This window comes from Undibacterium sp. Di26W (assembly GCF_049340265.1).
GTDB lineage: Bacteria > Pseudomonadota > Gammaproteobacteria > Burkholderiales > Burkholderiaceae_D > Undibacterium.
Genome location: NZ_JBMPOR010000011.1, coordinates 91,342 through 117,194, shown reverse-complemented (window position 1 = coordinate 117,194; position 25,853 = coordinate 91,342). Strand labels below are relative to the sequence as shown.

Annotated in this window: 29 protein-coding genes; 14 read left to right on the top strand and 15 right to left on the bottom strand. The window is 51.0% G+C overall.

Going from position 1 to position 25,853, the window contains the following annotated elements:
* The first annotated feature begins 35 nt into the window (after positions 1 to 35).
* Positions 36 to 950 carry a hydroxymethylglutaryl-CoA lyase gene (locus ACO0LM_RS14915; protein WP_423038066.1) on the top strand — a complete coding sequence of 305 codons (915 nt, stop codon included), beginning with the start codon at positions 36 to 38 and terminating at the stop codon, positions 948 to 950.
* A 152-nt stretch (positions 951 to 1,102) separates the two neighbouring features.
* Positions 1,103 to 1,612: a DUF1269 domain-containing protein gene (locus tag ACO0LM_RS14910; RefSeq protein WP_423038065.1), complete on the top strand. Its 510-nt coding sequence runs from the start codon at positions 1,103 to 1,105 to the stop codon at positions 1,610 to 1,612.
* Between the two features lie 59 nt (positions 1,613 to 1,671).
* Here ACO0LM_RS14910 and ACO0LM_RS14905 read toward each other — a convergent pair whose 3' ends face one another.
* The 5 genes from ACO0LM_RS14905 to gstA all read right to left on the bottom strand — a co-directional run bounded on the left by ACO0LM_RS14905 (position 1,672) and on the right by gstA (position 5,826).
* Positions 1,672 to 1,962, bottom strand: coding sequence for a DUF427 domain-containing protein (locus ACO0LM_RS14905; protein WP_423038064.1), 291 nt, complete (start codon positions 1,960 to 1,962; stop codon positions 1,672 to 1,674).
* Positions 1,963 to 1,967: 5 nt separating this feature from the next.
* Positions 1,968 to 3,179 carry an ergothioneine biosynthesis protein EgtB gene (gene egtB / locus ACO0LM_RS14900; RefSeq protein WP_423038063.1) on the bottom strand — a complete coding sequence of 404 codons (1,212 nt, stop codon included), beginning with the start codon at positions 3,177 to 3,179 and terminating at the stop codon, positions 1,968 to 1,970.
* A gap of 19 nt (positions 3,180 to 3,198) precedes the next feature.
* Positions 3,199 to 4,167 (bottom strand): L-histidine N(alpha)-methyltransferase, encoded by a 969-nt coding sequence (gene egtD / locus ACO0LM_RS14895; protein ID WP_423038062.1) that lies wholly within the window; start codon positions 4,165 to 4,167, stop codon positions 3,199 to 3,201.
* 517 nt (positions 4,168 to 4,684) lie between these two features.
* Entirely contained in the window at positions 4,685 to 5,062 is a 378-nt protein-coding gene (locus ACO0LM_RS14890) for a nuclear transport factor 2 family protein (RefSeq protein WP_423038061.1), read from the bottom strand.
* 158 nt (positions 5,063 to 5,220) lie between these two features.
* Positions 5,221 to 5,826, bottom strand: coding sequence for a glutathione transferase GstA (gene gstA, locus ACO0LM_RS14885; RefSeq protein ID WP_423038060.1), 606 nt, complete (start codon positions 5,824 to 5,826; stop codon positions 5,221 to 5,223).
* A 139-nt stretch (positions 5,827 to 5,965) separates the two neighbouring features.
* Between gstA and ACO0LM_RS14880 the strand changes: the two genes are divergently transcribed.
* Positions 5,966 to 6,880, top strand: coding sequence for a LysR family transcriptional regulator (locus ACO0LM_RS14880; RefSeq protein ID WP_423038059.1), 915 nt, complete (start codon positions 5,966 to 5,968; stop codon positions 6,878 to 6,880).
* Between the two features lie 20 nt (positions 6,881 to 6,900).
* On the opposite strand, the gene ACO0LM_RS14875 is transcribed toward ACO0LM_RS14880, so the two are convergent.
* The 3 genes from ACO0LM_RS14875 to ACO0LM_RS14865 form a co-directional block, all read right to left on the bottom strand.
* A complete protein-coding gene (locus tag ACO0LM_RS14875; RefSeq protein WP_423038058.1) occupies positions 6,901 to 7,644 on the bottom strand; it encodes an alpha/beta fold hydrolase in 744 nt (247 codons plus the stop codon).
* A complete protein-coding gene (locus tag ACO0LM_RS14870; RefSeq protein WP_423038057.1) occupies positions 7,641 to 8,651 on the bottom strand; it encodes a M14 family zinc carboxypeptidase in 1,011 nt (336 codons plus the stop codon). The genes ACO0LM_RS14875 and ACO0LM_RS14870 overlap by 4 nt, the downstream gene beginning before the upstream one ends.
* A 124-nt stretch (positions 8,652 to 8,775) precedes the next feature.
* Positions 8,776 to 10,164, bottom strand: a complete 1,389-nt coding sequence (locus ACO0LM_RS14865) for an ankyrin repeat domain-containing protein (RefSeq protein ID WP_423038056.1) — start codon at positions 10,162 to 10,164, stop codon at positions 8,776 to 8,778.
* Positions 10,165 to 10,363: 199 nt separating this feature from the next.
* Here ACO0LM_RS14865 and ACO0LM_RS14860 point away from each other — a divergent pair, with 199 nt between their 5' ends.
* The 8 genes from ACO0LM_RS14860 to ACO0LM_RS14825 all read left to right on the top strand — a co-directional run bounded on the left by ACO0LM_RS14860 (position 10,364) and on the right by ACO0LM_RS14825 (position 17,066).
* Entirely contained in the window at positions 10,364 to 11,539 is a 1,176-nt protein-coding gene (locus ACO0LM_RS14860) for an aminotransferase class V-fold PLP-dependent enzyme (RefSeq protein WP_423038055.1), read from the top strand.
* 68 nt (positions 11,540 to 11,607) lie between these two features.
* Entirely contained in the window at positions 11,608 to 12,168 is a 561-nt protein-coding gene (locus ACO0LM_RS14855) for a helix-turn-helix domain-containing protein (protein ID WP_423038054.1), read from the top strand.
* A 3-nt stretch (positions 12,169 to 12,171) separates the two neighbouring features.
* Positions 12,172 to 12,699, top strand: a complete 528-nt coding sequence (locus tag ACO0LM_RS14850; protein ID WP_423038122.1) for a GNAT family N-acetyltransferase — start codon at positions 12,172 to 12,174, stop codon at positions 12,697 to 12,699.
* Between the two features lie 14 nt (positions 12,700 to 12,713).
* Positions 12,714 to 13,451 (top strand): metallophosphoesterase family protein, encoded by a 738-nt coding sequence (locus ACO0LM_RS14845; protein WP_423038053.1) that lies wholly within the window; start codon positions 12,714 to 12,716, stop codon positions 13,449 to 13,451.
* 1 nt (position 13,452) lies between these two features.
* On the top strand, positions 13,453 to 14,001 hold the full coding sequence (locus tag ACO0LM_RS14840; RefSeq protein ID WP_423038052.1) for a cysteine hydrolase family protein: 549 nt from the start codon (positions 13,453 to 13,455) through the stop codon (positions 13,999 to 14,001).
* Between the two features lie 202 nt (positions 14,002 to 14,203).
* Positions 14,204 to 14,995, top strand: a complete 792-nt coding sequence (locus ACO0LM_RS14835; RefSeq protein WP_423038051.1) for a TIGR00266 family protein — start codon at positions 14,204 to 14,206, stop codon at positions 14,993 to 14,995.
* Between the two features lie 533 nt (positions 14,996 to 15,528).
* The gene (locus tag ACO0LM_RS14830) at positions 15,529 to 15,714 is read left to right on the top strand and encodes a CsbD family protein (RefSeq protein ID WP_423038050.1); all 186 of its coding nucleotides are present in this window, start codon (positions 15,529 to 15,531) and stop codon (positions 15,712 to 15,714) included.
* 149 nt (positions 15,715 to 15,863) lie between these two features.
* Positions 15,864 to 17,066, top strand: a complete 1,203-nt coding sequence (locus ACO0LM_RS14825; protein WP_423038049.1) for an AI-2E family transporter — start codon at positions 15,864 to 15,866, stop codon at positions 17,064 to 17,066.
* 137 nt (positions 17,067 to 17,203) lie between these two features.
* On the opposite strand, the gene ACO0LM_RS14820 is transcribed toward ACO0LM_RS14825, so the two are convergent.
* The gene (locus tag ACO0LM_RS14820; protein WP_423038048.1) at positions 17,204 to 17,665 is read right to left on the bottom strand and encodes a glycine zipper 2TM domain-containing protein; all 462 of its coding nucleotides are present in this window, start codon (positions 17,663 to 17,665) and stop codon (positions 17,204 to 17,206) included.
* 482 nt (positions 17,666 to 18,147) lie between these two features.
* Between ACO0LM_RS14820 and ACO0LM_RS14815 the strand changes: the two genes are divergently transcribed.
* A complete protein-coding gene (locus tag ACO0LM_RS14815) occupies positions 18,148 to 18,843 on the top strand; it encodes a Crp/Fnr family transcriptional regulator (protein ID WP_423038121.1) in 696 nt (231 codons plus the stop codon).
* A 70-nt stretch (positions 18,844 to 18,913) separates the two neighbouring features.
* On the opposite strand, the gene ACO0LM_RS14810 is transcribed toward ACO0LM_RS14815, so the two are convergent.
* Positions 18,914 to 20,278 carry a CHASE3 domain-containing protein gene (locus ACO0LM_RS14810; RefSeq protein WP_423038047.1) on the bottom strand — a complete coding sequence of 455 codons (1,365 nt, stop codon included), beginning with the start codon at positions 20,276 to 20,278 and terminating at the stop codon, positions 18,914 to 18,916.
* Positions 20,279 to 20,620: 342 nt separating this feature from the next.
* Here ACO0LM_RS14810 and ACO0LM_RS14805 point away from each other — a divergent pair, with 342 nt between their 5' ends.
* Positions 20,621 to 21,001: a response regulator gene (locus ACO0LM_RS14805; protein ID WP_423038046.1), complete on the top strand. Its 381-nt coding sequence runs from the start codon at positions 20,621 to 20,623 to the stop codon at positions 20,999 to 21,001.
* 55 nt (positions 21,002 to 21,056) lie between these two features.
* Here the strand turns inward: ACO0LM_RS14805 and ACO0LM_RS14800 are convergent, their stop codons facing one another.
* From ACO0LM_RS14800 to ACO0LM_RS14790, 3 genes are all read right to left on the bottom strand, one after another.
* Entirely contained in the window at positions 21,057 to 21,689 is a 633-nt protein-coding gene (locus ACO0LM_RS14800; RefSeq protein WP_423038045.1) for a response regulator, read from the bottom strand.
* 463 nt (positions 21,690 to 22,152) lie between these two features.
* Positions 22,153 to 22,356, bottom strand: a complete 204-nt coding sequence (locus ACO0LM_RS14795) for a hypothetical protein (protein ID WP_423038044.1) — start codon at positions 22,354 to 22,356, stop codon at positions 22,153 to 22,155.
* A 42-nt stretch (positions 22,357 to 22,398) separates the two neighbouring features.
* Positions 22,399 to 22,614 (bottom strand): hypothetical protein, encoded by a 216-nt coding sequence (locus ACO0LM_RS14790; RefSeq protein WP_422988783.1) that lies wholly within the window; start codon positions 22,612 to 22,614, stop codon positions 22,399 to 22,401.
* A 452-nt stretch (positions 22,615 to 23,066) separates the two neighbouring features.
* Here ACO0LM_RS14790 and ACO0LM_RS14785 point away from each other — a divergent pair, with 452 nt between their 5' ends.
* The gene (locus tag ACO0LM_RS14785) at positions 23,067 to 23,264 is read left to right on the top strand and encodes a hypothetical protein (protein WP_423038043.1); all 198 of its coding nucleotides are present in this window, start codon (positions 23,067 to 23,069) and stop codon (positions 23,262 to 23,264) included.
* 4 nt (positions 23,265 to 23,268) lie between these two features.
* On the opposite strand, the gene ACO0LM_RS14780 is transcribed toward ACO0LM_RS14785, so the two are convergent.
* On the bottom strand, positions 23,269 to 23,877 hold the full coding sequence (locus ACO0LM_RS14780; protein WP_423038042.1) for a TMEM175 family protein: 609 nt from the start codon (positions 23,875 to 23,877) through the stop codon (positions 23,269 to 23,271).
* 108 nt (positions 23,878 to 23,985) lie between these two features.
* Positions 23,986 to 25,614 carry a glutamate--cysteine ligase gene (gene gshA / locus ACO0LM_RS14775; RefSeq protein ID WP_423038041.1) on the bottom strand — a complete coding sequence of 543 codons (1,629 nt, stop codon included), beginning with the start codon at positions 25,612 to 25,614 and terminating at the stop codon, positions 23,986 to 23,988.
* Between the last annotated feature and the right edge of the window lie 239 nt (positions 25,615 to 25,853).

Here is a 25,853-nt window from a genome sequence, read left to right as displayed (position 1 = left end):
CTACCAGCGCTGCCAGCACTTAAAGGAAAAACCAGATGAATGCATCATTGCCGCAGCAAGTCAAAATCGTTGAAGTCGGTCCGCGTGATGGCTTGCAAAATGAAAAAGAAAGCATACCTGCTGACGTCAAGATCGCGCTGGTCAATCGCCTGACTGCAGCCGGTTTTGTGAATATAGAAGCCGCCTCTTTTGTGTCGCCAAAGTGGGTGCCGCAAATGGCGACATCGACAGAAGTCATGGCTGGCATCACGCGCAAGCCTGGCGTCATCTATTCTGTGCTGACACCGAATATGAAGGGCTTTGAAGCTGCGCTGGCCGCTGGTGCTGATGAAGTGGTGATTTTCAGTTCAGCTTCGGAAGCTTTTGCACAAAAAAATATCAATTGCTCGATTGCCGAATCGATAGAACGTTTCCGTGATGTGGCGCAGGCAGCAAAACAGCACAAGCTGCGTCTGCGTGGCAGTATCAGTTGTTCTTTCGGATGCCCTTATCAGGGTGAGGTGGCGGTAGATAGTGTGTCTGACGTGGTCAAACGCATGCGTGACCTGGGTTGCGATGAAATCGATATTGCCGACACCATCGGCGTCGGCACGGCCTGGCAGGTGCAGACTGTCATGCAGCGCGTAGCGGAAGATTTTCCTATCGCAGCCTTGTCCGGTCATTTCCATGACACCTATGGTCAGGCACTGGCAAATATCTATGCCAGTCTGGAAGTCGGGATTTCTATCTTCCATTCCTCCGTCGCCGGCCTTGGTGGCTGCCCGTATGCCAAAGGGGCCACCGGCAACGTGTCCACCGAAGACGTGTTGTTCCTCATGCAGGGCCTGGGCATACAAACCGGCATAGATTTGAATGCCGTGGTTGACGCCGGGCAATTCATTTCTGCACACCTGGGGCGCAAGGCAGTCAGCCGGGCTGGCAATGCACTGGCAGCGAAACGACTAGCGTAGTCAATCCATGGGAAGTGGCTAAAGAGGGAAGCGATATGTTTTGATCTTTCCTCCATTTTTGCTATAACTAAGCAGGAGGCCTAGCATCCTGCTTTTGCCTTGTCGCAACAATCCTTCCATTGCTGCCTCCTTTGAAATCACAGGAGGCCATCATGCGCCGTCGTCTTTATTTCATGCTTCCCACTATCCCTGCTGCCAGAGCCATACTCGATGAGTTATTACTGGCACGCATAGAGGAAAAATATATCCATTTCATGGCAAAAGACAGTTTGCCCCATGACATGCCGGAAGCCAATTTTTTGCAAAAAACCGATCTCATCCATGGCATGGAATTGGGTATGGTGATCGGTGCGGCTACCGGCTTGCTGGCGGGTAGTCTGCTATTGATTTTCCCGCCCGAAGGGCTGGAGATGCGCACCATCGCCTTATTGGTCGCAGGTTTGGGTGGTGCCGTATTTGGGTCCTGGGTGTCGGGCATGGCTGCTGCTGCCATACCCAATTCACGCCTGAAAGCTTTTACCGAAGAAATTGAAGCTGGGAAAGTCTTGCTGATCGTCGATGTGCCACTGAGCAAAGTGGTGCAGACCGAAGAAATGATGGCCACCAGGCATCCAGGTTTTCGTTATGGCGGGGTAGAGCCACATATTCCGGCTTTCCCCTGAAATGGATGTGCTGGAAGCTAGTGCAGCACTACACTAGTCCTGCACTAGCGTTTAACTGGTCAGGGTATAACTACGACACCGCGCCAAAAGGCTATAAAACCGGTTATTTCTTTAGCTGCGTCCTTGGGTGCCGGATAAGTCCAGGCGGCGTCGGTATTGGTGTGGCCGTCGACTATCACATCATAGTAACTGGCCGTGCCTTTCCAGCCGCAGACCGTGTGTTTTTCACTTTCGCGCAAATACTCCTGATGCACTCGGTGCATGGGAAAATATATATTGCCTTCAACCTTCACGATCTCGGTATCACTGGCCTCGGCGATGACGGTGTCTTTCCATTTTGCGATGGGCATGACGATTACTCCTCTTGGTCTTGCAGTGAACGGGCCAGGCGCAGGCCAGTCAGTTGCCAGCGCGCCGTTGCCGGGAAAAAATTGCGATAACTGTTACGACTATGCCCCGCAGGGGTAAAGGCAGAAGCGCCGCGCAAGACATATTGGTTGACCATGAACTTGCCATTGTATTCACCGACTGCACCAGCCGCTGGCATAAAGCCGGGGTAGGGGCTGTAACTGCTGCAAGTCCATTGCCAGCAAGAGTCAAATAACTGGCTCAACTGGCCTTCTGTTTCATGTAGGCTGGCGGCGTATTCCCATTCGGCTTCGGTCGGCAAACGTGCCCCGGCCCAGACCGCATAGGCACTGGCTTCGAAATACGACAGGTGACAGACAGGCTGTTGCAGTTGCAGGGGCTGCAGGCCATGCAGGCTAAATTCTTGCCAGCCTTGCGGATTTGCATGCCAGTACAGTGGATGCTGCAAGTTGTGCCGGCCTACCCAGTCCCAGCCTTCGGCCAGCCACAGCGCAGCTTGACGGTAAGCGCCATCTTCAATGAAGGCCAGGTATTCTGCATTGCTGATCAGGCGGGTAGCGAGCTGGAAGGGTTCCAGAAATTGACGGTGACGCGGGCTTTCATTATCAAAGCAAAAGCCTTTGCCCTGGTGACCTATTTCGCACAGGCAGGCATCATAATTCTGCCAGGTCAACACTGTACATGTCGCCGCAGAAGGTTGCAGGTCGGCGGGGCTGGCATACAGGGCAGGGTAAAGCGGATTACAGGACAGCAGGTGCTTGATATCTGTCAACATCAATTCTTGGTGTTGCTGTTCATGTTGCAGGCCCAGTTCCAGTAATTGAAAAAAATGCGGGTCTGTGACGCTGTCGCAACATCGGCGTATGCGTGCATCCACCTGCTGCCGGTAAGCCAGCACCATATCCAGCCCCGGCCGCGTCAGCAGGCCGCGCTGCGGGCGCGGATGTTTGTCGCCTATGCCGTTGTAATACGAATTGAACAGGACGCGGAAGTCTTGGTGAAAGGGCTGGAAATGCGCTTCAAACTGTTCCAGGATGAAGGTTTCAAAAAACCAGGTGGTATGTGCCAGATGCCATTTGATGGGGCTGGCATCAGGCATGGATTGGGCCGTGCAATCTTCTGCCGACAAGGGGGCCGCAATGCTGACCGAACGTTGACGTACCTGCTGCCAGCGATCAATGAGGTTTGCGTACTGCATGAGATGGTTCTCCTGGTGTTCAGGCAGCTTTGGCATAAATCACGGCAAACCACGCATTGGTATCGGTCCAGTGGCTGACATATGAAAAGCCTGCTTCCGTCAGCAAGTTCACAAAACTGTCTATGCTGTATTTATAACTGTTTTCGGTATGAATGTGTTCATCCTTGATGAAATTCCGGTATCCGCCTGGCCAACTGACGTGGATATTTTCCCTCGCCCGCAAATGCATTTCTATGCGTGATTTGGCGGTATTAAAAAATGCCTCATGTTGCCACTGGCGCACATCAAAATCGCTGTGCAGCAAATGATTGATATGGCGCAGCAAATTGAGATTGAAGGCTGCCGTTACACCCAGGGTATCGGCATAGGCATCATCCAGCAAGGCCTTGTCCTTGATCAGGTCAACCCCAATCAAAATGCCGCCATTGTCATCACAGGCTGCGCGCAAATGGCGCAAGAAAGCCAGTGCCTGGTGTGGTTCAAAATTGCCTATGGATGAGCCAGGGTAAAAAAACAGCCGCTTGTCATAGCGCACTTCTACTGGCAGTTGCCAGTCTTGCGACAAATCCAGCCCCAGCGCCGTCATTTCTATGTGTGGGAAGCGCTGTTGCAGACGCCGCACGGCATCTTGCAAATGATGGACGGAAATATCGATGGGCACATACTGGTTGGGATGCAAGACCGGGAACAGGCGGGCCGCCTTGGCGCAGTTGCCGGCACCCAGGTCTATCAGGCTGCCGCCAGAACCGATGACATGGGTCATGTCCGCCATATGTGTAGTAAAAATTTCTGCTTCAGTGCGGGTTGGATAATATTCTGGCAGTACGCAAATGGCTTCAAACAATACCGAACCGACCGCATCATAAAAATACTTGGGCGATGTGTGGGCAGCGTCGGCCAGCAGGCCGGTTTCCAGTTCATGAATAATGTGTACAGGTGTCGTGCGTTCTGCGCTTGCGGCGCTGTTCAAGCGGTTCGATTCGGGCATGGTCGTCGGGGCAATAAATTCAATCGGCAGACCGGATGGGCCTGTGCTTGATGCTTGGCAATGCCTTTTTCAATTCAGCGCTATTTATGCGGGGCTTGCCATAGAGTATGGTTGCGGACCCAAAGTGGTGCTTAGTGTACAACTTTTCGGATAAAAAATCCTGGAGGGGTATCGGGCTGAAAATACGGTAAATTCACAATAACAATATTGACGTCATTCCAGCGTGGTCTTGGCTGGAATCCAGGGGCGTTTGTTGCGTGGTACGACTGGTTTCCAGTCAGATTTATCAATCAATTCAAAATGCGACGTTTCACTGGCAATCTATCACTGGTCGAGGAATTTGATGTTGTCAGAAGATCGGTGGCATATCTGTTCGCTATCGTACATTCCAAGCGCCAGAAAATACTAATAGGATTTAGTCCGGCGCGTTATGAGGAACTACTGAAGCTTACCAGCGTCAAATGGGACTTTGACTGGAATTAATTTGGCTAAGGCTTCGCCAGTAGTTCGGGCTTTTTCAAGCATCCATCAACTCAAAATGAAACACCTTACTGACAATCTGCCACTTGCCATCGAGTTTGATCAGCGTTAAAAAATCGGTGAAGAATTTGTTTGCTATCGCACATTCCACGCGGGCGAAAGCTGTTACCGGGCCAGCCAGTTCTATGGAGACTATGCGGTCGCGACGTGTTTCGTTGCGGCTGGCGGGGGATGGGCGTTGATCAACTATAGGGAAGTAGTGCTGCATGTCCAGGTGTAGCAGATTGCCATCAGTGGCGCAGAAGTAATGGGCCTCGGGGTGGAATACCTGGGCCAGGATGCGGGTGTCGCTTTGATACAGGCCATCAAAATACTGGTGCAGGATGGTTATGATGTCGGGGTAGGCGGTGTCCATTTTTATTCCTTGAGTGTGACGACAAAAACCGGCTGTTGGTAGCCGGTTTTTTTATTGCTGACGATGTGCCGGTATCAGGTATCAGGTATCAGGTATCAGGTATCGGGTATCGGGTATCGGGTATCGGGTATCGGGTATCGGGTATCAGGTATCAGGTATCAGGTGGGCAGGCCCTCTGCTTTCAACGCTGCTTGCACATGTGGTCTGGCTTTGACGGTGGCGATGAAGTTTTGCAGATGTGCAAAGTCGCTGATATCCAGATTCACATGTTTGGCCCAGCCGCTGACGGTGAACAGATAGGCGTCAGCCACGGTGAAGGTATTGCCTGTCAGGTAGGTGCTAGCTTCCAGGCGGCTATTGACCCAGGCGAATTTCTTGCGCAGCAATCCTGCGATCAGGGTTTTACCTTCGGTATTCATGGCCGGGTTAAACAGCGGGGCGAAGGATTTGTGCAATTCCGAAGTGATGTAGTTCTGCCATTCCAGTACACGGTAACGTGCCATGCCAGAGGCCGGCAGCAAGTCGCGGTTTTCTGCGCGTTCAACGACGTATTGGGCAATGATGGAACCTTCCGTCAGTATCTGGCCATCGTCCAGTTCCATGGTCGGTACCTGGCCTTTGGGGTTGACGCTGTAAAAATCCCCACCATCCGCAGTTTTATGGGTAGAGGTATCGACTTTTTGTAGTTTGAAATCCAGACCTGCTTCACGCAGGATGATATGGGGAGACAAAGAGCAGGCGCCGGGTGAGAAATAGAGTTTCATTGTTTTCTTTCCATAAGAGTTGACATGCTGCCCTGTCGCTGCATAAGTGGACAAGCGGGCAAGGCATAGGCGCATACTATGCCAAGCCAAATAGTTGATAAACTAGGTAAAAGTTACTTTATAAATTACATGGTGTAATGTGAATCGACATTTTGCAGATGTGTTACTCGGCAGCATAGAGTTGTTTTGCCTGGCGGCCGAGCTGGAAAGCTTCAAGGATGCGGCGAATGCAGCCGGGCTGACGCCGGCAGCAGTCAGTCGTTCGATCGCCAGGCTGGAAGAACGCATAGGCGTGCGCCTTTTTGTGCGCACCACGCGGCAGTTGCGGCTGACCGAGGCGGGGCGTGCCTATTTTGTGCAATGTCGCCAAGCCCTGAATCAACTGGTGGAAGCCGAACGGGAAGTATCTGGCCAGCAGATACAACCTGCAGGTTTGGTGCGTATCAGCATGCCGACACCGTACGGGCATTACCGGGTATTGCCCCTGCTGGCAAAGTTTCGTCAGTTATATCCACTGGTCAGGCTGGATTTGCAATTGAGTAATCGCAATATTGACTTCACTGCTGATGGCTTTGACCTGGTGATACGTGGCCGCATTCCGCCAGATTCAGGCATGATTGCACGCAGGCTGGAAGACACAGAAATCGTGGTCTGTGCCACGCCAGAATATCTGCAGCGTGTTGGCGTACCGAAAAAGCTCGAAGATCTGGATCAGCATGAATGCCTGCAATTTGTCTTGCCCAGTGCCGGACAAAACATCGTCTGGATTTTCAGGCGGAATGGTGAAGACGTAGATTGGCCTACCAAGGGTAGCCTCACCTGTTCGGAAGACTTGCTGGGCATCATTACCCTGGCAAGACATGGCGCAGGTTTGTTGCAGGCATCGCGTTTCATGGTGGAACAGGATTTGCGTGCAGGGAAGCTGGTGGAGGTATTACAGGAATTCGGCGGGCGCACCCGGCCATTTTCTCTTATGTACCCGCGTGACCGGCATCTGCCTTTGCGGGTCAGGGTATTTATTGATTTTCTGATTGCGGAGTTGGCGCAGAATTAAGCTCAAGAATTAACCGCGCCTCACCATGCCAGCACCTGCTGTATCACCCAGGCCGCATCGTCCAGCGGCAAATCATGGCCTGCCGTGGGGTGCAGGTGCAGGGGGCTATGCCATTGCTCTGCCAGCCTGTGTGAACAGGCGACATTCACCAGGTGGTCATGCTCACCCGCCAGCAAAAGCAGCGGCACTTTGCCAGTGTAGGGTGGCGCACGAAAACGCATGGCGGCCAGTAGTTGTCGCAGGATATTGCCAACGCTGATGGGATTTTCCTGCGCATAGGCAATCCAGCGCGCCACGATCTCTTTGCCCTGTTCTTTGGTATGCAGATTGCTGGTGATACGCAAGATCAATTGCTCGCGCTGCCTGCGCGAACCGAATAACATGGTGGCGATCAGTGCCGGGTAATTTCCCGGTCTCAGCCGGTGGTAAATGGGATTGTGCGGTGCTACACTGGTATTGATCAGCACCATGCGCTGCAAGTCATCCGGATATTGGTTTGCCCAGGCCAGCGCCACCATGGCACCTAATGAAACTGCCAGTACCTGCACTGGCTCGCGTATGGCTTGGGTTTGTAATTGCTGATGGCAGTAATTGGCCATGGCTTCCACAGTCGTCAGGCTGGCTTGCGCATGCAATTCTCCATTGCCGGGAAAGTCCAGGCAGAGCAGACGGTCAGCGCTGACTGCTTGCTGGAAGCGCGCAGGAAAATCGCCCCAATGCCTGCTCTCGCGCATCAGCCCACGCAATAACACCCAGGTCGTCATGGCCTGTACCAGCGCGCCACGGCACGCTCTTGCAGGCGTAGACGGGTTGGGCCTTTGGCCAGCCATTGCGCGTGGCTGGAAGTCGCCCGCATCAGGAAATCCAGCCAGGAACTATGCCGTCGTAAGACGCGGCTCAGCCGGTGCTGTGCCACCGGGTTGAACATGCCATGTCGTGAAAATAACTGGCGCGGGTTTTTCTTTACCCATAACCATGATCCCATTTCCAGCGTCAGCGGTAAAAAGGTCTTGTTGCTGTCTTGCTGCGCCTGCAGGTACAGATAATCCCAGACATCGCCATGGGTGCGGTATTGCAGGCTTTGTGGCTCGAACAGGTAAGAATGATTGGGATGGGTTTGCTCAAATAATTCTTCCAGCGCCAGGATGTCGGCCAGATGCTCTATGGGGTGCACGCTGTGCGCATGCGGGAACCAGACACGGTCACGCAGGCCAAAGCCGGAATGGCAATCAATCGCCATGCTGAAAGGGCGCGACAGCAATTCTTGTTGTACCGTGTGGCACAAGGCCAGGTTTTCTGCTTCCATATCTGCACCGGCCGCGCCGCGATACCAGGGCAGGCGTGGGCTATAGCGATGGCCACCCAGCAGGAAGGGTACCTTGTCTTGCGCGTCCACCGGGGCGTTGCGCATCAGGTCGACCCCGCTGGGGTTGCAGCGGGTAGATTGCCACATGCCACCGGGATTAATCAGTGGCATGAACACCAGGCGCACATCCTGCAACATATGTTGCAGGCTTTTGTCCCAGGACAGGCGTGTCAGCAGAGCCCGCAAAAAAGACAGCAAGACTTGCGTACCTATACGTTCCAAGCCATGGATGCCACCAAAAAAACCAATCGCGGGCAAACTGGTATCGGGATTGCCAAGCGCCAGTTTATACACAGGGAATTGCTTGTGCCTGACCGCAACTTCGCACAAGACCTCTACCTCCAGCTGTCCGCGGCCAAGGGCGATAATGCGTTCCAGTTCATTCAATTCAGGCAGGGCAGGCATGAGCAAGTGCTTAAAGTTAACCACGCCATGCTAGAGGAGCTGTACGCAGAATGCAAGAAGGATGCAGCGTCTGGTATGAATTGGTCATTTATGACCAACAGATGACAGGCTTTTCAAAGAAGCTTTACGCAACTGACCACACAGCAGTTTTCAGACATAGCTGGTAATTTTCAGTATTGCCGATATAGTCTGCTTTACCATCGATCATGATGATTTGTTTGCCGCCAGACAAAAAAATCTTGTCATCTTTGAGCCTTGCCTTGTGATGGCTGATAAAACCCGGGCCTTTACCTGAGGTATTGAATTGCTGGATTTTTAGTGATTTTGTATCCAGTTTATAGACGGGGGTATGTCCGGCAATTCTTGTGTCCTGGTAGCCCAATCTGCCGATAATGTAAATGTCATCATCAACCAAGGTCGCTGTATGGAAGTCCGTGGGTGGAAAGATTTCCGTTGTATAGCTGTAGATATTGATGTCACCGTTCTTTTCGAACACGATTACGTCGTTATAAATGCAAAAATCAGGATCGTAGAAATCTTCGTGCTCGCCGCCAATTTCTATGATGCGGCCGTCTGGCAAGATGGTCGTTGTCCGGCCATAGCGTTCATAACACCAAATGATGTTGCCATCGTGGCTGCCATCATCATGAAACATTTCACTCGCACGCCATGCAGATGCTCCTGAGCGTATCATCGCCAACCAGAATGGTTTATTGGTTTTGACCCCATTTGCAGCGCCGAATTCTCTGTATCTTCCAATGAGATAATCTTCTTTTGATACGACAGGCGAAGCATTGTGTTCAATTCCTAGCAAATTTGCATGCATTCTTGGGCTGATGTCGTTAATGTCTTCGCCGCATTTGACGAGTAGATCAACGATGTCCAAATTCTTTGCTACTTGAATTGCGCGATAAGGAATCTGACTTTCCTTTGAAACATCGGCACCTCTTTCGAGAAAGAATCTTACGCAGTCAGTCAGACCAAGTTCTGCCGCCAAGATTAATGGGGTGTTAAGGTAATTGTCAGTGGCTTCAATACTGAACCCCTCATCACACAACCATGTCAACATAAGTATTTGATTTGTCTGGACGGCATAATGCATCGCGTTTATTCCATCGAAACCTAAGGCTTGCCGATTTGCGCCAAGTTCAAACAATAGACGCGCTTTTTCAATATCGCCAAGCAGAGCAGCAACTAAAAATGGCGTGCGCGACAAGACGTCTACCGTCTCCAGATCGCCAGTTTCTTCAACTTTCTGTTTCAGGCTCGCAGTTGTTCCAAATGCGACTTCTTCCATGACATCTGTCCATTTAAGCTGACATCCAGTAGCACCCGCATCCTGCAGCAATTTGACTACGTCAAAGCGACCATTGTAGAACGCCAAATTTAACGCTGATTCTCCACATTCGGCGATGTGATCAAGACCTGCCTCTTGAGCTATCATCTGCTTTACTTCTTCGTATAGGCTGGCACTGTTGTTACGTATGGTCTGTAGCAGGGCCGGAGTTTTCATTTTCTCTGATCGTCGCATAGATACGCACTGGTGCAAGAGACGGACATTAACAAGATTGATACATTCATTTTATGTATTAAAGGGAACTTTTCATTTCAGAGCACATCTCTTCATAAAAGCCAAGATGGAAATGAAGGTATGTCGTTAAAAACAAGATTAACACACGCTTCAAGTGCGTTAATCAATACAGGAGTTTGTTTTGTCAAATAATTTGCATCACATCGCCGCTGATGATGAGGCCTATTGGTCAGATATCCGTTCGCAATACACCGTCTCACCAGATTTTATCAATCTGGAAAACGGCTACTTTGGTGTGCAGGCGCAGCTTGTGTTTGAGGCTTTCCAGCGCTATCAGGCGCAGGTGAATGCCGAGACTTCGTATTTCTTGCGGGTGCGTTACGCGCCCCTGTTTGTGCAAGTCATGCAGGCGCTCAAGGATTTTTGCGGTGTAGATGAAGGGGAACTGGTACTGACGCGTAATCTGATTGAGGGCATGAATATCCTGCTGCAGGGTTATCCTTTGCAGGCCGGTGATGAAGTCATACTCGCCACGCATGATTACGACCACGTCATTGATACCTTAATGATGCTGGAGAAACGCAAGCAGATACAACTACGGCATTTGCAATTGCCATTCGACCCTGCCAGTGATGAAGACATTGTGGCCTGCTACGAGCAGGCGATTACGTCCAAAACCAAACTGATACTGGTCACCCACATCGTACACAGGACAGGGCAAATCATGCCGGTTGCCAAGATCACTGCCATGGCCAGACGCCATGGAGTGGATGTCATGGTGGATGCGGCGCATTCGTTTGCCCATCTGAACTACCGCATGACAGAGCTGGGTGCCGACTTTGTCGCGGTGAATTTGCATAAATGGCTGGGCGTGCCACTGGGGGTAGGCATGCTGTACATACGCAAACACAGGGTGGCGGATATTGCGCCGCTGTTTGGCAATGTCAAGTTTGCCGACAATGAAATCTTTAAATTCACGCAAGTGGGTACGGTGCCGCCAGCGAATGTGTTGACGGTGCTCGATGCGTTGAAGTTCCATGAATCCATAGGTTCAGCCAACAAGGAAGGACGCTTGCGCTACCTGACCCAATACTGGGTGAACCAGGTGCGTGGCTTGCCTGATGTGCGCATCATGACACCGACTGACCCGCAACGTTCGTGTGCCATTGCCGGTTTTGGCATCGTCGGCAATTCTGGTCATGCCATCGTTGATTACCTGATGCGCGAGCACAAGATATTCACCGTCACGCGTGATCTGGATGGGCATGACATCGTCAGGGTGACGCCGCATCTGTACACCAGTCTGGACGACCTGGATAAACTGGTAGCTGCCATAAAGCAATTGACACAAGCTTGAGGTATTCGCAGATACGGCAGAAATAATTTCCAGTTTACAGGATTTATTTATCCTATATAATGGAAATTATGGATATCAATACAATTATTGCCCGCAGGGTGCGTGAGTTACGCGATCAACAAAAGCTGTCGCTGGATGCGTTGGCCAAGCGCAGTGGCGTCAGCCGTTCGAATATTTCTCTGATAGAACGCGCAGAAAGCAGCCCGACGGCAGCAGCGCTGGACAAGCTGGCCGTGGGGCTGGGGGTATCGCTGGCTTCACTGTTTGAAGACAGTACACCAGCAGCCGTGGCATCACCAGTCTCGCGCCTGGCTGAGCAGGTTTGCTGGACTGATCCTGCATCCGGCTATATGCGTCGCAATCTCTCACCTGGCCTGCCTGCGCCCATACAACTGGTGGAAGTTGAATTCCCGGCAGGCCAAACCGTGCGCTATGACAGTTTTCATCGTGATGTGGATATCCAGCAGCAAGTCTGGATACTGGCAGGTGAAATGCGTATTCATGTGGGTGAACAAGCCTGGGATTTGCATACCGGCGATTGCCTGTCCATGAAACTGGATCAACCCATTACTTTTCATAATCCCGGCGTTGCCCTGGCACGCTATCTGGTGGCGCTTTGCAAGGAGTAAATGATGACTGATCAAGTACGCATACACATTCTTGATGCAGGGCAAGCCTTAGCCAGTGTGCCGGCCCTGGCGGATGTATTGACAGACTGCGTTGCCGGTGGTGCATCCGTCAGCTTCATGTGGCCCTTGCCACGCGAACGCGCGCTGCAATTCTGGCAAGGCGTTGCAGAGGGTGTTGCCCGCAAGGAGCGCGTCTTGCTGGTCGCCAGGGATGATAACGGCGACATCATAGGCACGGTACAATTGATCACCGCCATGCCAGACAACCAGCCACACCGGGCCGATGTCGCCAAGATGCTGGTGCACAGGAAGGCGCGTCGCCGAGGTGTTGCGCAAGCACTGATGGCGGCAGTTGAAAAAACCGCCAGAGCCGAAGGCAAGACCGTGCTAGTGCTGGATACAGTCACGGGTGGCGATGCCGAACGCCTGTATGAACGTGCTGGCTGGCAGAAAGTGGGCGTGGTACCCAACTATGCCCTGATGCCTGATGGCGAATTTTGCGGAACGAGCTTCTTTCATAAACAAATTTAGCGGAGTAAGCCAGTATGCTCAGTATGCGTATTGCAGTGATTTCAGATATACACGGCAATCTGGCAGCGCTGGAAGCGGTGACTGCCGATCTGCGTCTGCGTGGGGTTGATCAGGTAGTCAATCTGGGTGACAGCCTGTCTGGCCCCTTGCTGCCAAAAGAAACGGCAGACTTCCTGATGGCACAAGCTGGCTGGATACATCTGGCTGGCAATCATGAAAGACAAATTCTGGAATTGAATGAGCGTTCAGGTGCCGGCGATGTGTATGCACATCAGCAAATCACGACAGCGCAAAGGGACTGGATAACAAGTCTGAAACCGGTGCTGCGCCTGACTGAAGAAGTCTTGCTCTGCCACGGTACACCGGACAGCGATACCACCACCTTGCTGCAAGTGGCAGACAGGAATGCCACAGCACAGGAAGTGAAAGACCGGCTGGGGCAACAAACTGCAGCCGTGATAGCCTGTGGCCATAGCCATGTCGCCCGCACTGTGCGCACTATTGCGGGCCAACTGATCGTCAATCCCGGCAGCGTTGGTCATCCCGCCTATGAATATGATTACCCTTACCCGCATGTGATTGAATCCGGCTCACCAGATGCACGTTATGCCATCGTCGAAAAGATGTCGCACGGCTGGACCGCCAGTTTGATCAATGTTCCTTATGCGTATCAGCAAATGGTAGATTTTGCGGCCTCGCGTGGACGTGAAGATTGGGTCAGGGCTTTGCGTAGTGGCTACATGAATGGATAATATGAAAAAACAAGACGCGGCTCTGATCATCATCGACATGCAGCGTGGCATGGCAGATCCCAAAGCCGGGCGCAGGAATAATCCAGATGCAGAAGACAAGATACGCCAGTTGCTGGCGGCATGGCGCGCAGCAGGCAAACCGATAGTGCATGTCCGGCACATGTCGCGCTCACCCGCTTCGCTATTCTGGCCAGGGCAGCCTGGCAATGAATTTCAGGATAGTTTCGTGCCATTGTCCAGCGAACATGTGGTCGAAAAAAACGTTACCGATGCCTTCGTCCATACAGGTCTGGAACGCTGGCTGCACGTGCGTGGCATCAAAGACCTGGTGATAGTCGGTGTCAGCACCAATAATTCAGTTGAGGCCACTGCCCGCAGTGCGGGTAACCTGGGCTTTACCACTACGGTAGTCGCTGATGCCTGCTTCAGTTTTGACAGACTGGATTTGCATGGTAAGCCACAGACTGCAGAAGAAGTACATATACACGCACTCAGCAATCTTCAGGGGGAATATGCGACGGTGCTTGATGCCGTGACGCTGCTGGGCTAAAGACATCTCCCTCGACATAGTTAGTGACATATTCAGTGACATATTCAGTGACGTATTCGGCGGCATATTCACAGATTAGCAGCGGTAATTTCCTTAAAAGATTACCGCTTCCGTCATCTATCCTAAAACCAAAAAATTTCATAGAATGCCCATCACTGCCGCACGGGTTTGCGGTTTATTTTTACTCAATGGGAAAATCATCATGGCCATGGATGTCATAGACTACGAAATTTTTGGCGACGACATGCAATTCGTCGAAGTTGAACTTGACCCTGGCGAAGCGGCCATAGGTGAAGCCGGTACCATGTTTTACATGGAAGACGACATTGAGATGGAAACCGTCTTTGGCGACGGTTCTGCTGGCCAGACAGGTATCTTCGGCAAATTGCTGGGTGCCGGCAAGCGCCTGGTGACCGGCGAATCTCTGTTTACGACGGTCTTTATGAATGCTGGCAGGACCAAGAGGAAAGTTGCCTTTGGTGCTGCTTATCCCGGCAAAATCATTCCCATGCATCTGGATCAGATGGGCGGCACCCTGTTGTGCCAGAAAGACGCCTTCCTGTGTGCTGCCAAAGGGGTGTCGCTGGGCATTGCTTTTCAAAAGCGGCTGGGTGCAGGCTTTTTTGGTGGTGAAGGTTTCATCCTGCAAAAACTGGAAGGGGATGGTCTGGCCTTTATCCATGCTGGTGGTGCCATCATAGAAAAGACCTTGCATCCTGGCCAGACCCTGCGTGTGGACACAGGCTGTGTGGTGGCCTTTACCCAGGAAGTGGACTTCGATATCAAGTATGTCGGCGGCGTCAAGACCGCCCTGTTCGGTGGTGAAGGGATATTCTTTGCCCATTTGCGCGGCCCCGGCAAGGTCTGGCTGCAATCGCTGCCGCTGGCCCGCCTGGCAAACCGCATAGTCGGCGCATCGAAAATCGGTGGCAGCAAAGGAGGCGAACAAGGTTCGGTACTTGGTGGGCTGAGTAATATTTTTGAAGATGAATAAGGAAGATAAATAAGTAAGCGGGCGTGCTGGTATGATTACTTGCCAGTACCGCCCTTAGCTTTCTGTACGGTGTTGACATCGCTCTGTATTTCTTGTCCCAGCCGCCAGGGCAAGCTTGGATATCAACACATTTGTGCCTCATCTCTGCATCAATATCCCAACACATCGGCGGGATGGTGTTTCTCTGCTGACTTCGTCGCCTTATATCGCTACCTCATTCAAGCTAATTTCAATCAAGCTTATTCCAGCAAACACGCTGGCTATTTTTTAGCAGCGCTGGGCCACGGTTATTGGCTTCGTTTTTCCACGCGCTCTTCGATCACTGGCGCACAGCCGGACATGATTGCCATCCTTTGCAAGGACGGGTTCCGGTTTTATCCCCTGTGTTAGTCAGCGTACAGAAGAATTTTCAAGCCTTGTATAAATTACGTCTACTTTAATCAATGGCTCTATGTCATTTGAAGTGGCATACATGGCCTCGTTGAAAGAAGCGCAGCAGTCTTTTTCGACAGAAACAATTAAACAGGAGTTTCATGATGAATTCAGATCAGATCAAAGGCGTGGCAAAAAAAGTGGCAGGTAAAGTTCAGCAGGAAGGTGGCAAGCTTGCTGGAAGCAAGAAACAGCAAGCCAAGGGCGCTGCCAAGCAAGTAGAGGGTAGCATGCAAGAAGCCCTGGGCAATATCAAGGAAGTATTCAAAACAGGTCAACAGCATTGAGCATCTGACACTTTGGGCTTGTGCAACCAGGTTGATGCAGAGCCCTGAAATTCCTTGTGATTCCTTGCACTTCCTTGCAAATTCCGGCAGTACTACTAAAGTCGCCAATTCAACAACATCCCAATAATTCAGACAGGTGGACAAGAGCGATGGACGTGCCTATACCAACTATTCCCCCTGAAACGGACGACAGCGACGCTGGTGCCGTGATGAATGATGTGAAAGCAGTGGCCCTTGCTGACACCCAGACGCAAGTATTCCCCGGTGTACATGTCAACGCCCGCGGTGTGGCCTTGACCATACTGGCAACTGTCGCCTTCTTCTTTGCCCTGAGCGCAGCGCAGCGGTTTTTCATCCCCCTGGTCTTTGGTATCCTGGTGGCCTACACGCTGTCTCCTCTGGTCGATACCTTGCAAGGTTGGCGCTTGCCACGTGTGATCGCTACCACTGTGGTCATGATCAGCATGTTGACTATCATAGGCACGCAGATCAATTCATTGCATACGGAATTTGATGCCATTCTTGATCAGTTGCCGATAGCGACCCGCAAGTTTTCCAGTGAAATGAGCAAGCTGCAAATCGGTCAGAGTGGTCTGATGCAAAAAATGCAGACGGCAGCTACTGAAATAGAAAAGGCTACCAGCCAGGCGACAACCGGTGTGCAGCCCAACGTGAAGAAAGCGGTGGTCACTGAAACACCTGTGCTGAAATTGCGCGAATTGCTTCTGGCAGGGTCACTGGGCATCATGGATTTGCTGGGCCAGGCAATCATGACGCTGTTTCTTATTTTTTTCCTGCTGTTATCCGGTGACAAGTTCAAGCGAAAACTGGTCAAGATTACCGGTCCCTCGCTGACACAGAAGCGCATTACCGTACAAATCCTGAGCAAGATCAATACCTCGGTACAGCAATATATGTTCATGTTATTGATCACCAACGGTTTGCTGGCATTACTCAGCTGGATCGCATTTCATTTCATGGGGCTGGAAAATGCAGGTGCCTGGGCGCTGACTAGCGGCCTGTTGCATATCATTCCCTATTTTGGATCGCTATTGATGGCCCTGGCAGTCTGTCTGATTGCCTATGTACAGTTCGGTACTATCTCCATGGCTTTGCTGGTGGCGGGTATCTCGATCGCGATTGCGGCGCTGGTGGGGACGGTGGTCACCACCTGGATGACAGGGCGCATTACCCGCATGAATGCTGCAGCCGTCTTTATCTCACTCTTGTTCTGGGGCTGGTTGTGGGGTGCCTGGGGCTTGTTGCTGGGTGTGCCGATTATCGTGATCGTGAAAGTCATATCCGAACATATCGATGGCATGCAAACCGTGGCTGAATTATTGAGCGAATAAGCAGGCATGGGCCTGGCAAATTAAAGTCATTCCCCGAAGGGAATGACTATCCGGCTTTTCGGGCCTGAATTACATAACACCCGCATCACATCCGCATCACGCTCATGCAACACTTATGCAACGCGCATTGACAGAGCTTAGCTGCGGTACACGTAATTGTTTTTTACATATACACGATTGCCGACACGCAGGTCGGCGATATTGTCCTGTAACACGGTTTGATAGACACCGTTATCCAGGCGCACGCTGATCTGATAGGCCTCGCGTACCTGCTGGTTGCGGTTGTTCTTTTCTATGTTATTGCCGACGACCGCACCGCCAACGACACCGGCTGCAGTGGCGAGGGTATTACCCGTACCACCCCCAACCTGATTACCCAAAATCCCACCAACAATACCGCCGACGATGGCACCGGCACCAGGTCCTTTACTCTCATTCGACACTTGCACGGTTTGTATCGATTCAATTACACCGTAGCTACTGTAAGCCGTCTCTGAGACGGGATAGGCGCTTGCTGTTGTGGGGGAACTGCTGCATGCACACAGCAGGGCAGATGCGGCAATAGTGACGGCGATAGTAGTTTGTTTGCAGATATTCATGATCATTCTCCTCTGTTGTTGACGTGAAAAATCATAGCTTCCGGTGATGTGGCAATCGGTGCGATAACGCACTTTGGCATTGACGAATGTTTGATGCGGATCAAGTGCGGCTTCCCTCTTGTAGGACTACTCCCACATAGCACAGCGTGCTCAGCGTACAAGCGCTTGCCGGACTGTCCGATGCCTGTTTCAAGGATAAAGAACTAAAGTGTAATCAGTCGGAAAGATATCGGGCCAAGTTCAAGAAATAGCTGATGTCTGTATCGAAAAAAAGTAATGCTGTGTATTTGACGACTATGACAGGCAAGGCGTGACATAGAATGTCTTTGAAAAGAGGAGCAACAATGAATAGCACGCAAACACGGGTTTCAATGACCGCGCATCCAGCGCTGACTTCTGGCGGGACGCTACATCGCAGATATTCAGTTGACTACACACCTGCAGTGACAGCAAGAACAGGTCTGGACCTGCTTGACGACACGATGCAAAATGATATTCTGGCAGCGCTGCCTGAAGATGAAATTGCATTCCTCATGCCACACTTGGAACTGGTCGATCTACCTTTTGACAAAGAACTTTACGAGTATGGTGACAAATTGTCCCATGTGTATTTCCCGGCTACCGCTGTGGTTGCCCTGCTATACGTGCTGGCAGATGGAGATGTCACTGAAATTGGCGTGACCGGGCATGAAGGCATGCTTGGTATCTCTGTGTTGATGGGCGAGCGCGCACTGGGTAACGCCATGGTGCAATGTGCTGGCAGTGCCTATAAATTGAAGGCCTCGGTATTGAAGGAAGCGTATGCCAGGGGCGGGAAGTTGCAGCAAATACTGATGCGCTACACCCAAGCTTTGTTTGCGCAAATGGCACAAAACTCGGTATGCGGACGTCACTATTCCATCGACCAGCAATTGTCGCGCTGGTTGCTCGACAGACTGGATCGCCTGTACAGCAATGAATTGAAAGTGACCCAGGAAATGATTGCCAACATGCTGGGTGTGCGTCGTGAAAGCGTTACCGAAGCCGCTGGGAAATTGCAGCTGGAAGGCCTGATCCAGTACAAGCGCGGCAATATCACCGTGCTGGATCGTGAAGGACTGGAAATGCATGCGGGTGAGTGTTATCGCGTGTCCAGGCAGGAATTTGACCAGATACTGTCCACCGGCATACTGCGTTAACCATGTAGGCAGGCTGACAGGCCGGCAAGTCAATGCAAGGAAAACCCCCGCTGATGACCGCGGGGGTTTTTTATGTTTTAAAAGGGATGAAGGTTTCCGTTACCGTACCACGGTTGTTCGGGCCGGATTTAACAGAAAAGCTGCCACCCAACAGCAAGGCACGTTCACGCATGCCCAATATGCCGTGGGTCTTGGGTTTGCTGATGGCATCTGTCGGTATGCCTATGCCATTGTCAAGAACCTGCAGCCACAAGCCTTGTTCCGTGCGTTTCAGGCTGATCTTGACTTCGGTGGCCTGTGCATACTTGATGACATTGTTCAGTGATTCCTGGGTAATGCGGAACAGGGCAATTGACCAGGCAGGATCGATGGTGTCGAAATCTTCCGTAATGTCAGCCACATACGATAAACCGGCAATTGCCGTGACCTCTTCACAATAGTGTTGTATCGAGGCAGACAGGCCAAGATTATCCAGCATGCTGGGACGTAAGTCTTCTATGATGCGTCGCTTCAGATCGACGGTATCCAGCAAGGCACGCTTGGTTCTTTGCAATTGCTTTGCCAGCTCAGGTTCTTTGTCCTTGAGTTTTTCAGTGACGACAGAGATATCCATGCTGATCGCAGTTAAATTTGACCCCATTTCATCATGCAGCTCACGGGCCAGTTTGGCTTTCTCTTTTTCCGAGACATTTAACAAGTGATGCGACAAGACTGATAATTGCTCAGTGCGTTTTAATACCGTACTTTCCAGGTTATCGTTGGCTATCTTCAGCGCGTTTTCTATGCCACGTTGTTTGTAGAAACTGCGATAGATCAGACGGTAAAACAAAATCAGGACCAGTAGCGCAATGGAATTGGTTGCAGTACCAAAGAACAGGGCATCCTTGTATTCTGCGTACGAAACCTGCCGCCTGGTTGCCAGTACCTCGTTTTCTTCCTTTTCCATGATGATATCAAGCAGTCGGATTTCATCCATGACTTCCCGGCCATCACCGACCTTTGCCAGCTCCATGATACCGGTCAGGCCAAACTCTCTGTACGTTGAAATACCATGTTCAAACACCCTGGCTTTGCTGTCATAGAGCCTGCGCAATTCAGCCAGATTTTTGACCTGAGCAGGATTATCTTGCAATAATTTTTCCAGTTCCCTGAAGTCACTTTCCAGCTTGCTACGGGCTATTTCCCAGGGGCGAATATAGACTTCATTGCCAGACATGAAATAGCCGCGCAGGCTGCTTTCAGAGTCCATGATCAGCAGGTTGATATTTTTGAGTTTGTCTTTGACACTCCAGTTATGTTCCACCCAGTCATTGTTGGCCTTGAGTTTTTCCAGATTCTGGTAAGCAGAATAGGCATTGCCAATCAAAATGAAGAGGCAGATCATGAACAGAAACGTGATGTACAGAGGTATCGACGTGGACGGGGTTTTTTTCAAGAAAATTTCCTCACGAGGCGGCTGAAATACGTAGGCAATTACTGCTGGAAATTAAACCAGCCATGCAGTTTTTCATGTGTTTTTTCTTTCAGCCTGGCAAATGTGGCTTGTGTTCCGATTACGAAAACAATACCTCAATTGATAAACAATGTGTCGATAATTTTGGAGAGATTGTCTCTGGCCCGGGAAAACGCGAGAAGTAGGTTTTCTCCTACAAACTATTCCGCGAAAGCTTATTGCTAATCAACAGCAGTCTACTTAAAATGAATTGCATTGACACCTGATGACCGATACCGATGGTCTTATTACAGCAAGTTTCAGTTTCCACTCGTTTGGAACAAAATGGAAGACAAGAAAAAATTGAAAGTATTTTTAATTGAAGATGCGCAAAGAATTCGTTCAGTGCTGATTGAGGTTTTGCAGCAGACTGACAATGTAGAAGTCATCGGTTTCGCAGAAAGTGAAGAAGATGCCTTGAGTCAGCTGCGCTCTATTGAATGGGACGTCGCCATTGTTGACATAGGCTTGCGTGAAGGCAGTGGCCTGGCCGTGCTGTCCGGTCTGAAAAATGATGGTCGCCTGTATGGATCACGCCTGGTATTTACCAGCAACCCCAGCAATGCCTTAAAAGTCCGCACCATGTCACTGGGAGCAGAGGGCTTTTTTGACAAATCCCGCGAAATGGATAATCTGGTTAATCATATCCAGGCCCTGGCTCACTAACTTCTGCTGTTTTAACTGTTTATTTTATCTACGCGACAACATATCCGTGATTTGCTTATTCAAGCAAATTATTCTTCATCGCGTAATACGTCAGATCGCTGTTTGATTGCAGATTCATTTTTTCCATCACGCGGGTACGATAGGTGCTGATGGTTTTCACGCTGAGCGACAGGGTCACGGCAATATCGGAAACGCATTCACCTTTGGCGAGTCTTAAAAATACCTGGAATTCACGATCAGAGAGTTCGGTATGCATGGCAGTGTCTGCGTGCCGGTCAAAGCCCTGAGCCAGGATCTCTCCTACGTCTGCACTCACATAACGACGGCCGGTCGATACCGTACGGACGGCCTTGATGAGCTCCTCTGCATCACATTCCTTGTTCAGATAGCCATTCGCACCCATACGCAAGAGATTTACCGCATATTGCTGCGCAGGATAACCACTGAGTATCAGGATCGGTAACTCTGGCTGCCCCTGTTTGATGGTACGCAAGGTGTCGATACCGCTTTGATCAGGCATGCTGATATCCAGCAGCATGACATCGCAAGCCTGTTTCCTGGCGATTTCAAGGGCTTCACGCCCGTTCGTGGCCTCGGCAACCACTTCGAAATCACTGACTCCTGAAAATATCTGCTTGAAACCGGCCCGCACAATTTGATGGTCGTCACAGACTGCAATACGGATCATTTTCTTCCTTCAAATGGGGAGTGCACAAAATCATGCCAGCTAATTCCTGTACGGCATCAGACAAAGCGGCATAAGTCATGCGTATACGCTGACAGCATAGCACTTTGATAAACTATGTGGGGAAGTGAGCATAGCAACGCGATATAGCTCATGGAAACTGGCAAGATATGTCATAAGCCTCCTTGCGCTGTAGCCCCTTTGCTTTCAGGGGATACAGCGACATGTGAGAGACGGATGAAGAGCGAATACACAGTCAAACGTGGGTCAACACGCCGTAGTGGACTGTAACAGTAGAAAACAGAGTGCCTTCCGCTTGCGCGACGACCATGGCTGCGTTGCAAATGCTCGCGATAGTTCACTATCGCTGTGCATAAGGGGTAACCTTGCCTTGCCCTGATCGCCGGGCAAGCGTCTTTCACTTCTGTTTCAACTGTTACAGTCCACTAGTGTTTTCGCATAAAGTTTATTTGGGTTCTATGTCTTTATTCACAGCCTGAGTGCTGCTTTTTGGTGGCAGGTTGCCGCCTTCACCTTCCCAGGTGCTTAACTCGGTTTTATGTAATTTCTTGGCGACGTGTTTTTCGCGATGCAGCGTCTTGCTGACAGCAGTCAGCAGCGCCAAACTGGCAAGACCGGCCGCAAGGAAGAGGTGTTTGGTAGCTATCATGTATTTCTCCAAAAAAATTAAATTGTTCAAAATGATCGGGGATCAGGACCCTGAAACCGAAGTAAGATTATTTTGCTGGCGTTTGATGCACTGCCGGATCACCTTTTGTGCATCACTGATGACGAGCTGGCATCTGGCATTGGTCAGCATCTGGTAGCCACTGGCACGAAGTTGCGGCTTGCCAAGCAGGCGGCCCAGGCTTACGCGCAATGCGCCATATAGAAAAAATACTCCACCTTTGAATAGACATGTATTCATTGCGATTTCTCCTGAAGATTGGTGCATCCTGCTATGTGGGTAAGTCAGAGTCCCTAAACCATAAGCCGTCAGCGTGCCGCTGTAACTGTTATTGACTTGCAATCAATACTAGCATCGGCCCCAGGCACTCCCATATAGGACATGGGCGTCCGCATTTGTAGGATTAGATGAAGTCAGCAGACGCCACCGTGCGGTAAATCACGCCAAGCAAGCGAATGAGGGAGTGAAATCCTTGATAAAGCGTTCATCAAAGGCTGGTAATGCAGCACTTTGCCTGAGCACATAGGGGGGCATGGATACCCGCGCCGGGATATCGTATGGGATGGCGCATGGGATCTAAATTCGCTTAACAGGGGTCTATCGTGTCACGTATGTTCTTCTATTGGTCGTATTTTATAATTTACACTATTTTTCAAAATGAATGACATGTTAAAAAATTACTGCTGCGGGCCTTGGTACTTTGTAGCCCACTGGGTTTGAGTGGCTGCGCTTTCTTCTATGATATGCAGCAAGACGTCGCCCAGCATCAGTGTGAAAAACGCATGGACTGGAATGAGCGCAAGACTTGTCTGCAACAAAATAAGACGACTTACGAGCAATATGAAAAACAGCGTGAAGATTTACGTTCCAAAGGCACGGAAAAGAAATAAGGCATCAGGCTTTGATGGCGCGCCAGATAAGCAAGCTAGCGGCGACGGCGCAGCCTGCAGCGACGCTGATGCCTGCAATCAATGCTGACGGTATGGCAGTCAGACAGAAAATGCCACAGGCGTATAGATTGTGCTTGTGTGCGGAGCGTACTGCTTCTGCACTGACATCTTCATGAATGAGTTTGCGTTTGATGGCGACGAAAAAATATAAAGCCTGTGACATCAAAATCAGGCCGACCACGGGCAGATACACGAGCAAGGCAGCCGGTGTATAAAACATGTAACGCCCAAACAAGGCAGCGGCAAAAGGGAAAAAACAGATCAGCGACAAAAACCCCAGGCTGCACAGCATCAGGGCACCATCAATTTCCTTTACCTTGGTTGCCAGTCTGTGGTGCCAGACCCAAAATAAGCCCAGCATGGCAAAACTGAGGAAATAGGCGATGATGATATACAGATGATGTTGCAGCGCATTCAGCAAGGCCGCACCATCACGTGGATTCTCCAGTTCTGGCACTTTGACTTCCAGCACCAGTATCGTCATGGCGATGGCAAATACACCGTCGATCAGGGCTTCCATCCTGTGTTTGTGGATACCGAATTGCATGCTCATCGCTGGTTTTCCTTATCAGTGGGAAAGTGTCAACGCAGAGTATCCACTTTCCTGATGATTTCTGGAATAGCCTTGGAAGGATTTGTTGCTAAGATCGTAAACAGGTTCTTACAGCGTCACACGTTGTATCAGGGACGCCTCGTTAAAGGTATCGCAGCAAATTTCACTCGAGGTGCGTGAGCGGTAATCATGGATGAATTGGTCAAAACTGCCGGTTTGTGAACTTTCCATTGTGGCTTGTTCTGCCAGCGATTGCTCCGCCATCCGGGTGTACAGGGCGAGTTGATCGGCAGCAGGGGGATGCGCGCGGAATTCGTCTGCCAGCAACTTGCTTTGTTGCAAGGCAAACTGGGTGAAAGAATTATTCGCGGCACGTATGGCGGCCAGCACTTTGGCGGACGGTGTCAGTTCAGGGTTTTGCAATTTTTCGCGCTGGACTTGCAGGGTCCTGGCGTGGCTGTCGTCACCACGCTGGGCGTCCAGCAGAGCGGCTACCGGTGTAATCTTCTCCAGCAATTCCCTGCTCCAGTCTTGCAGCGAGATGGCCTGGCCCTGGCGCGCCAACATCAGGCCTGGGCGACGGCCTTGCTTGACGGTGAGCGCGAAATTGTCGACATTTTCCTGGCCTTCGACCCGGTTCGTCAGCGGGCTGTCATCCAGCGCGCAGAACAGCAGGAAGGCGTCCAGGAAACGCGAGGTTTCCAGACTGATGCCTAGCGGGTCAAAGGGGTTAACATCCATGCAGCGCACTTCTATGTACTGCACACCGCGTGCACACAGCGCTTCGACCGGGCGTTCGCCGGTTTTGATGACGCGTTTTGGACGTATGGTGGCGTAAAACTCGTTTTCAATCTGTAGCACATTGGTATTGATCTGCACCCATTCACCATCTTGGCGCGTACCCATTTTTTCATAATCGGGGTAAGGTTGGCGTACCGCCAGCGACAGGCTGCGCATGTATTCCAGCAGGGTGTTGTAAGGAGGAACCAGGCCTGCCTGGGCGTTGTTCTGGTAACCCAGGTCGCTCATGCGCAGGCTGGTGGCATAGGGCAGGTACAGCGTGTCGTCCGACAGGGTTTCCAATTGGTGCGGGCGGCCGCCCAGGAAAGGCGTGGACAATGCTGGCGACGCACCAAACAGATACATCAGCAGCCAGCTATAGCGGTGGAAATTGCGGATCAGCGCAATGTAGTTTTCCGACTGCACATATTTGGATGTGCCAGGCGTCTGTTCTGCCTGCTGCAAGACCTTCCACAGATCTTCCGACAGCGAATAGTTGTAGTGGATACCGGCGATGCATTGCATGCTTTTTCCATAGCGCAATGCCAGTCCGCGTCGGTATACATGCTTGATCATACCTATGTGTGAATTGCCATACCAGGCAATCGGGATATCTTTTTCTTCTGGCAAGGTGCAGGGCATGGACTGATGCCATAGCATTTCATTGCCCATCACGGTGTAGGCAAAGCGGTGGATATTGTCCAGTTCTTCCAGCGCCGTGGCGATGTCAGGTTCTGCCGGGGTAATGAATTCCAGCAGGGATTCTGAATAATCGGTAGTAATTTGCGGATTGGTCAGCGCCGAACCCAGTGCCGGCGGATGCGGCGTCAACGCCAGCTTGCCATCGGCATGCACACGCAGGGTTTCCCGCTCTATACCGCGCAATCCCTTGGCAAGCAGAGGACGGTTTGCTTCACTGTCGAGTAGTGCCAGACGTCGGTTTAACAGAGTGCTCACGGTGTGTTCCTTCAAGATTCAGTTGTCTTTGCAATCACATTTGCAAAAAATATCGAGCAAGCATATCCGAAAAATGAAAATGGCATACGAGGCAGCTCAAATTTCAGATAGAAACTTTCTGAAGGGTAAAACAGTCTCATGTCTGGCATGATTTCATGCCCGGGAAATCCCGCGTTGCAACCCAATGCAGCCCATTTCAGCAATATGCAAAAAAATTTCTTGTTTTGTTTGCATCGCTT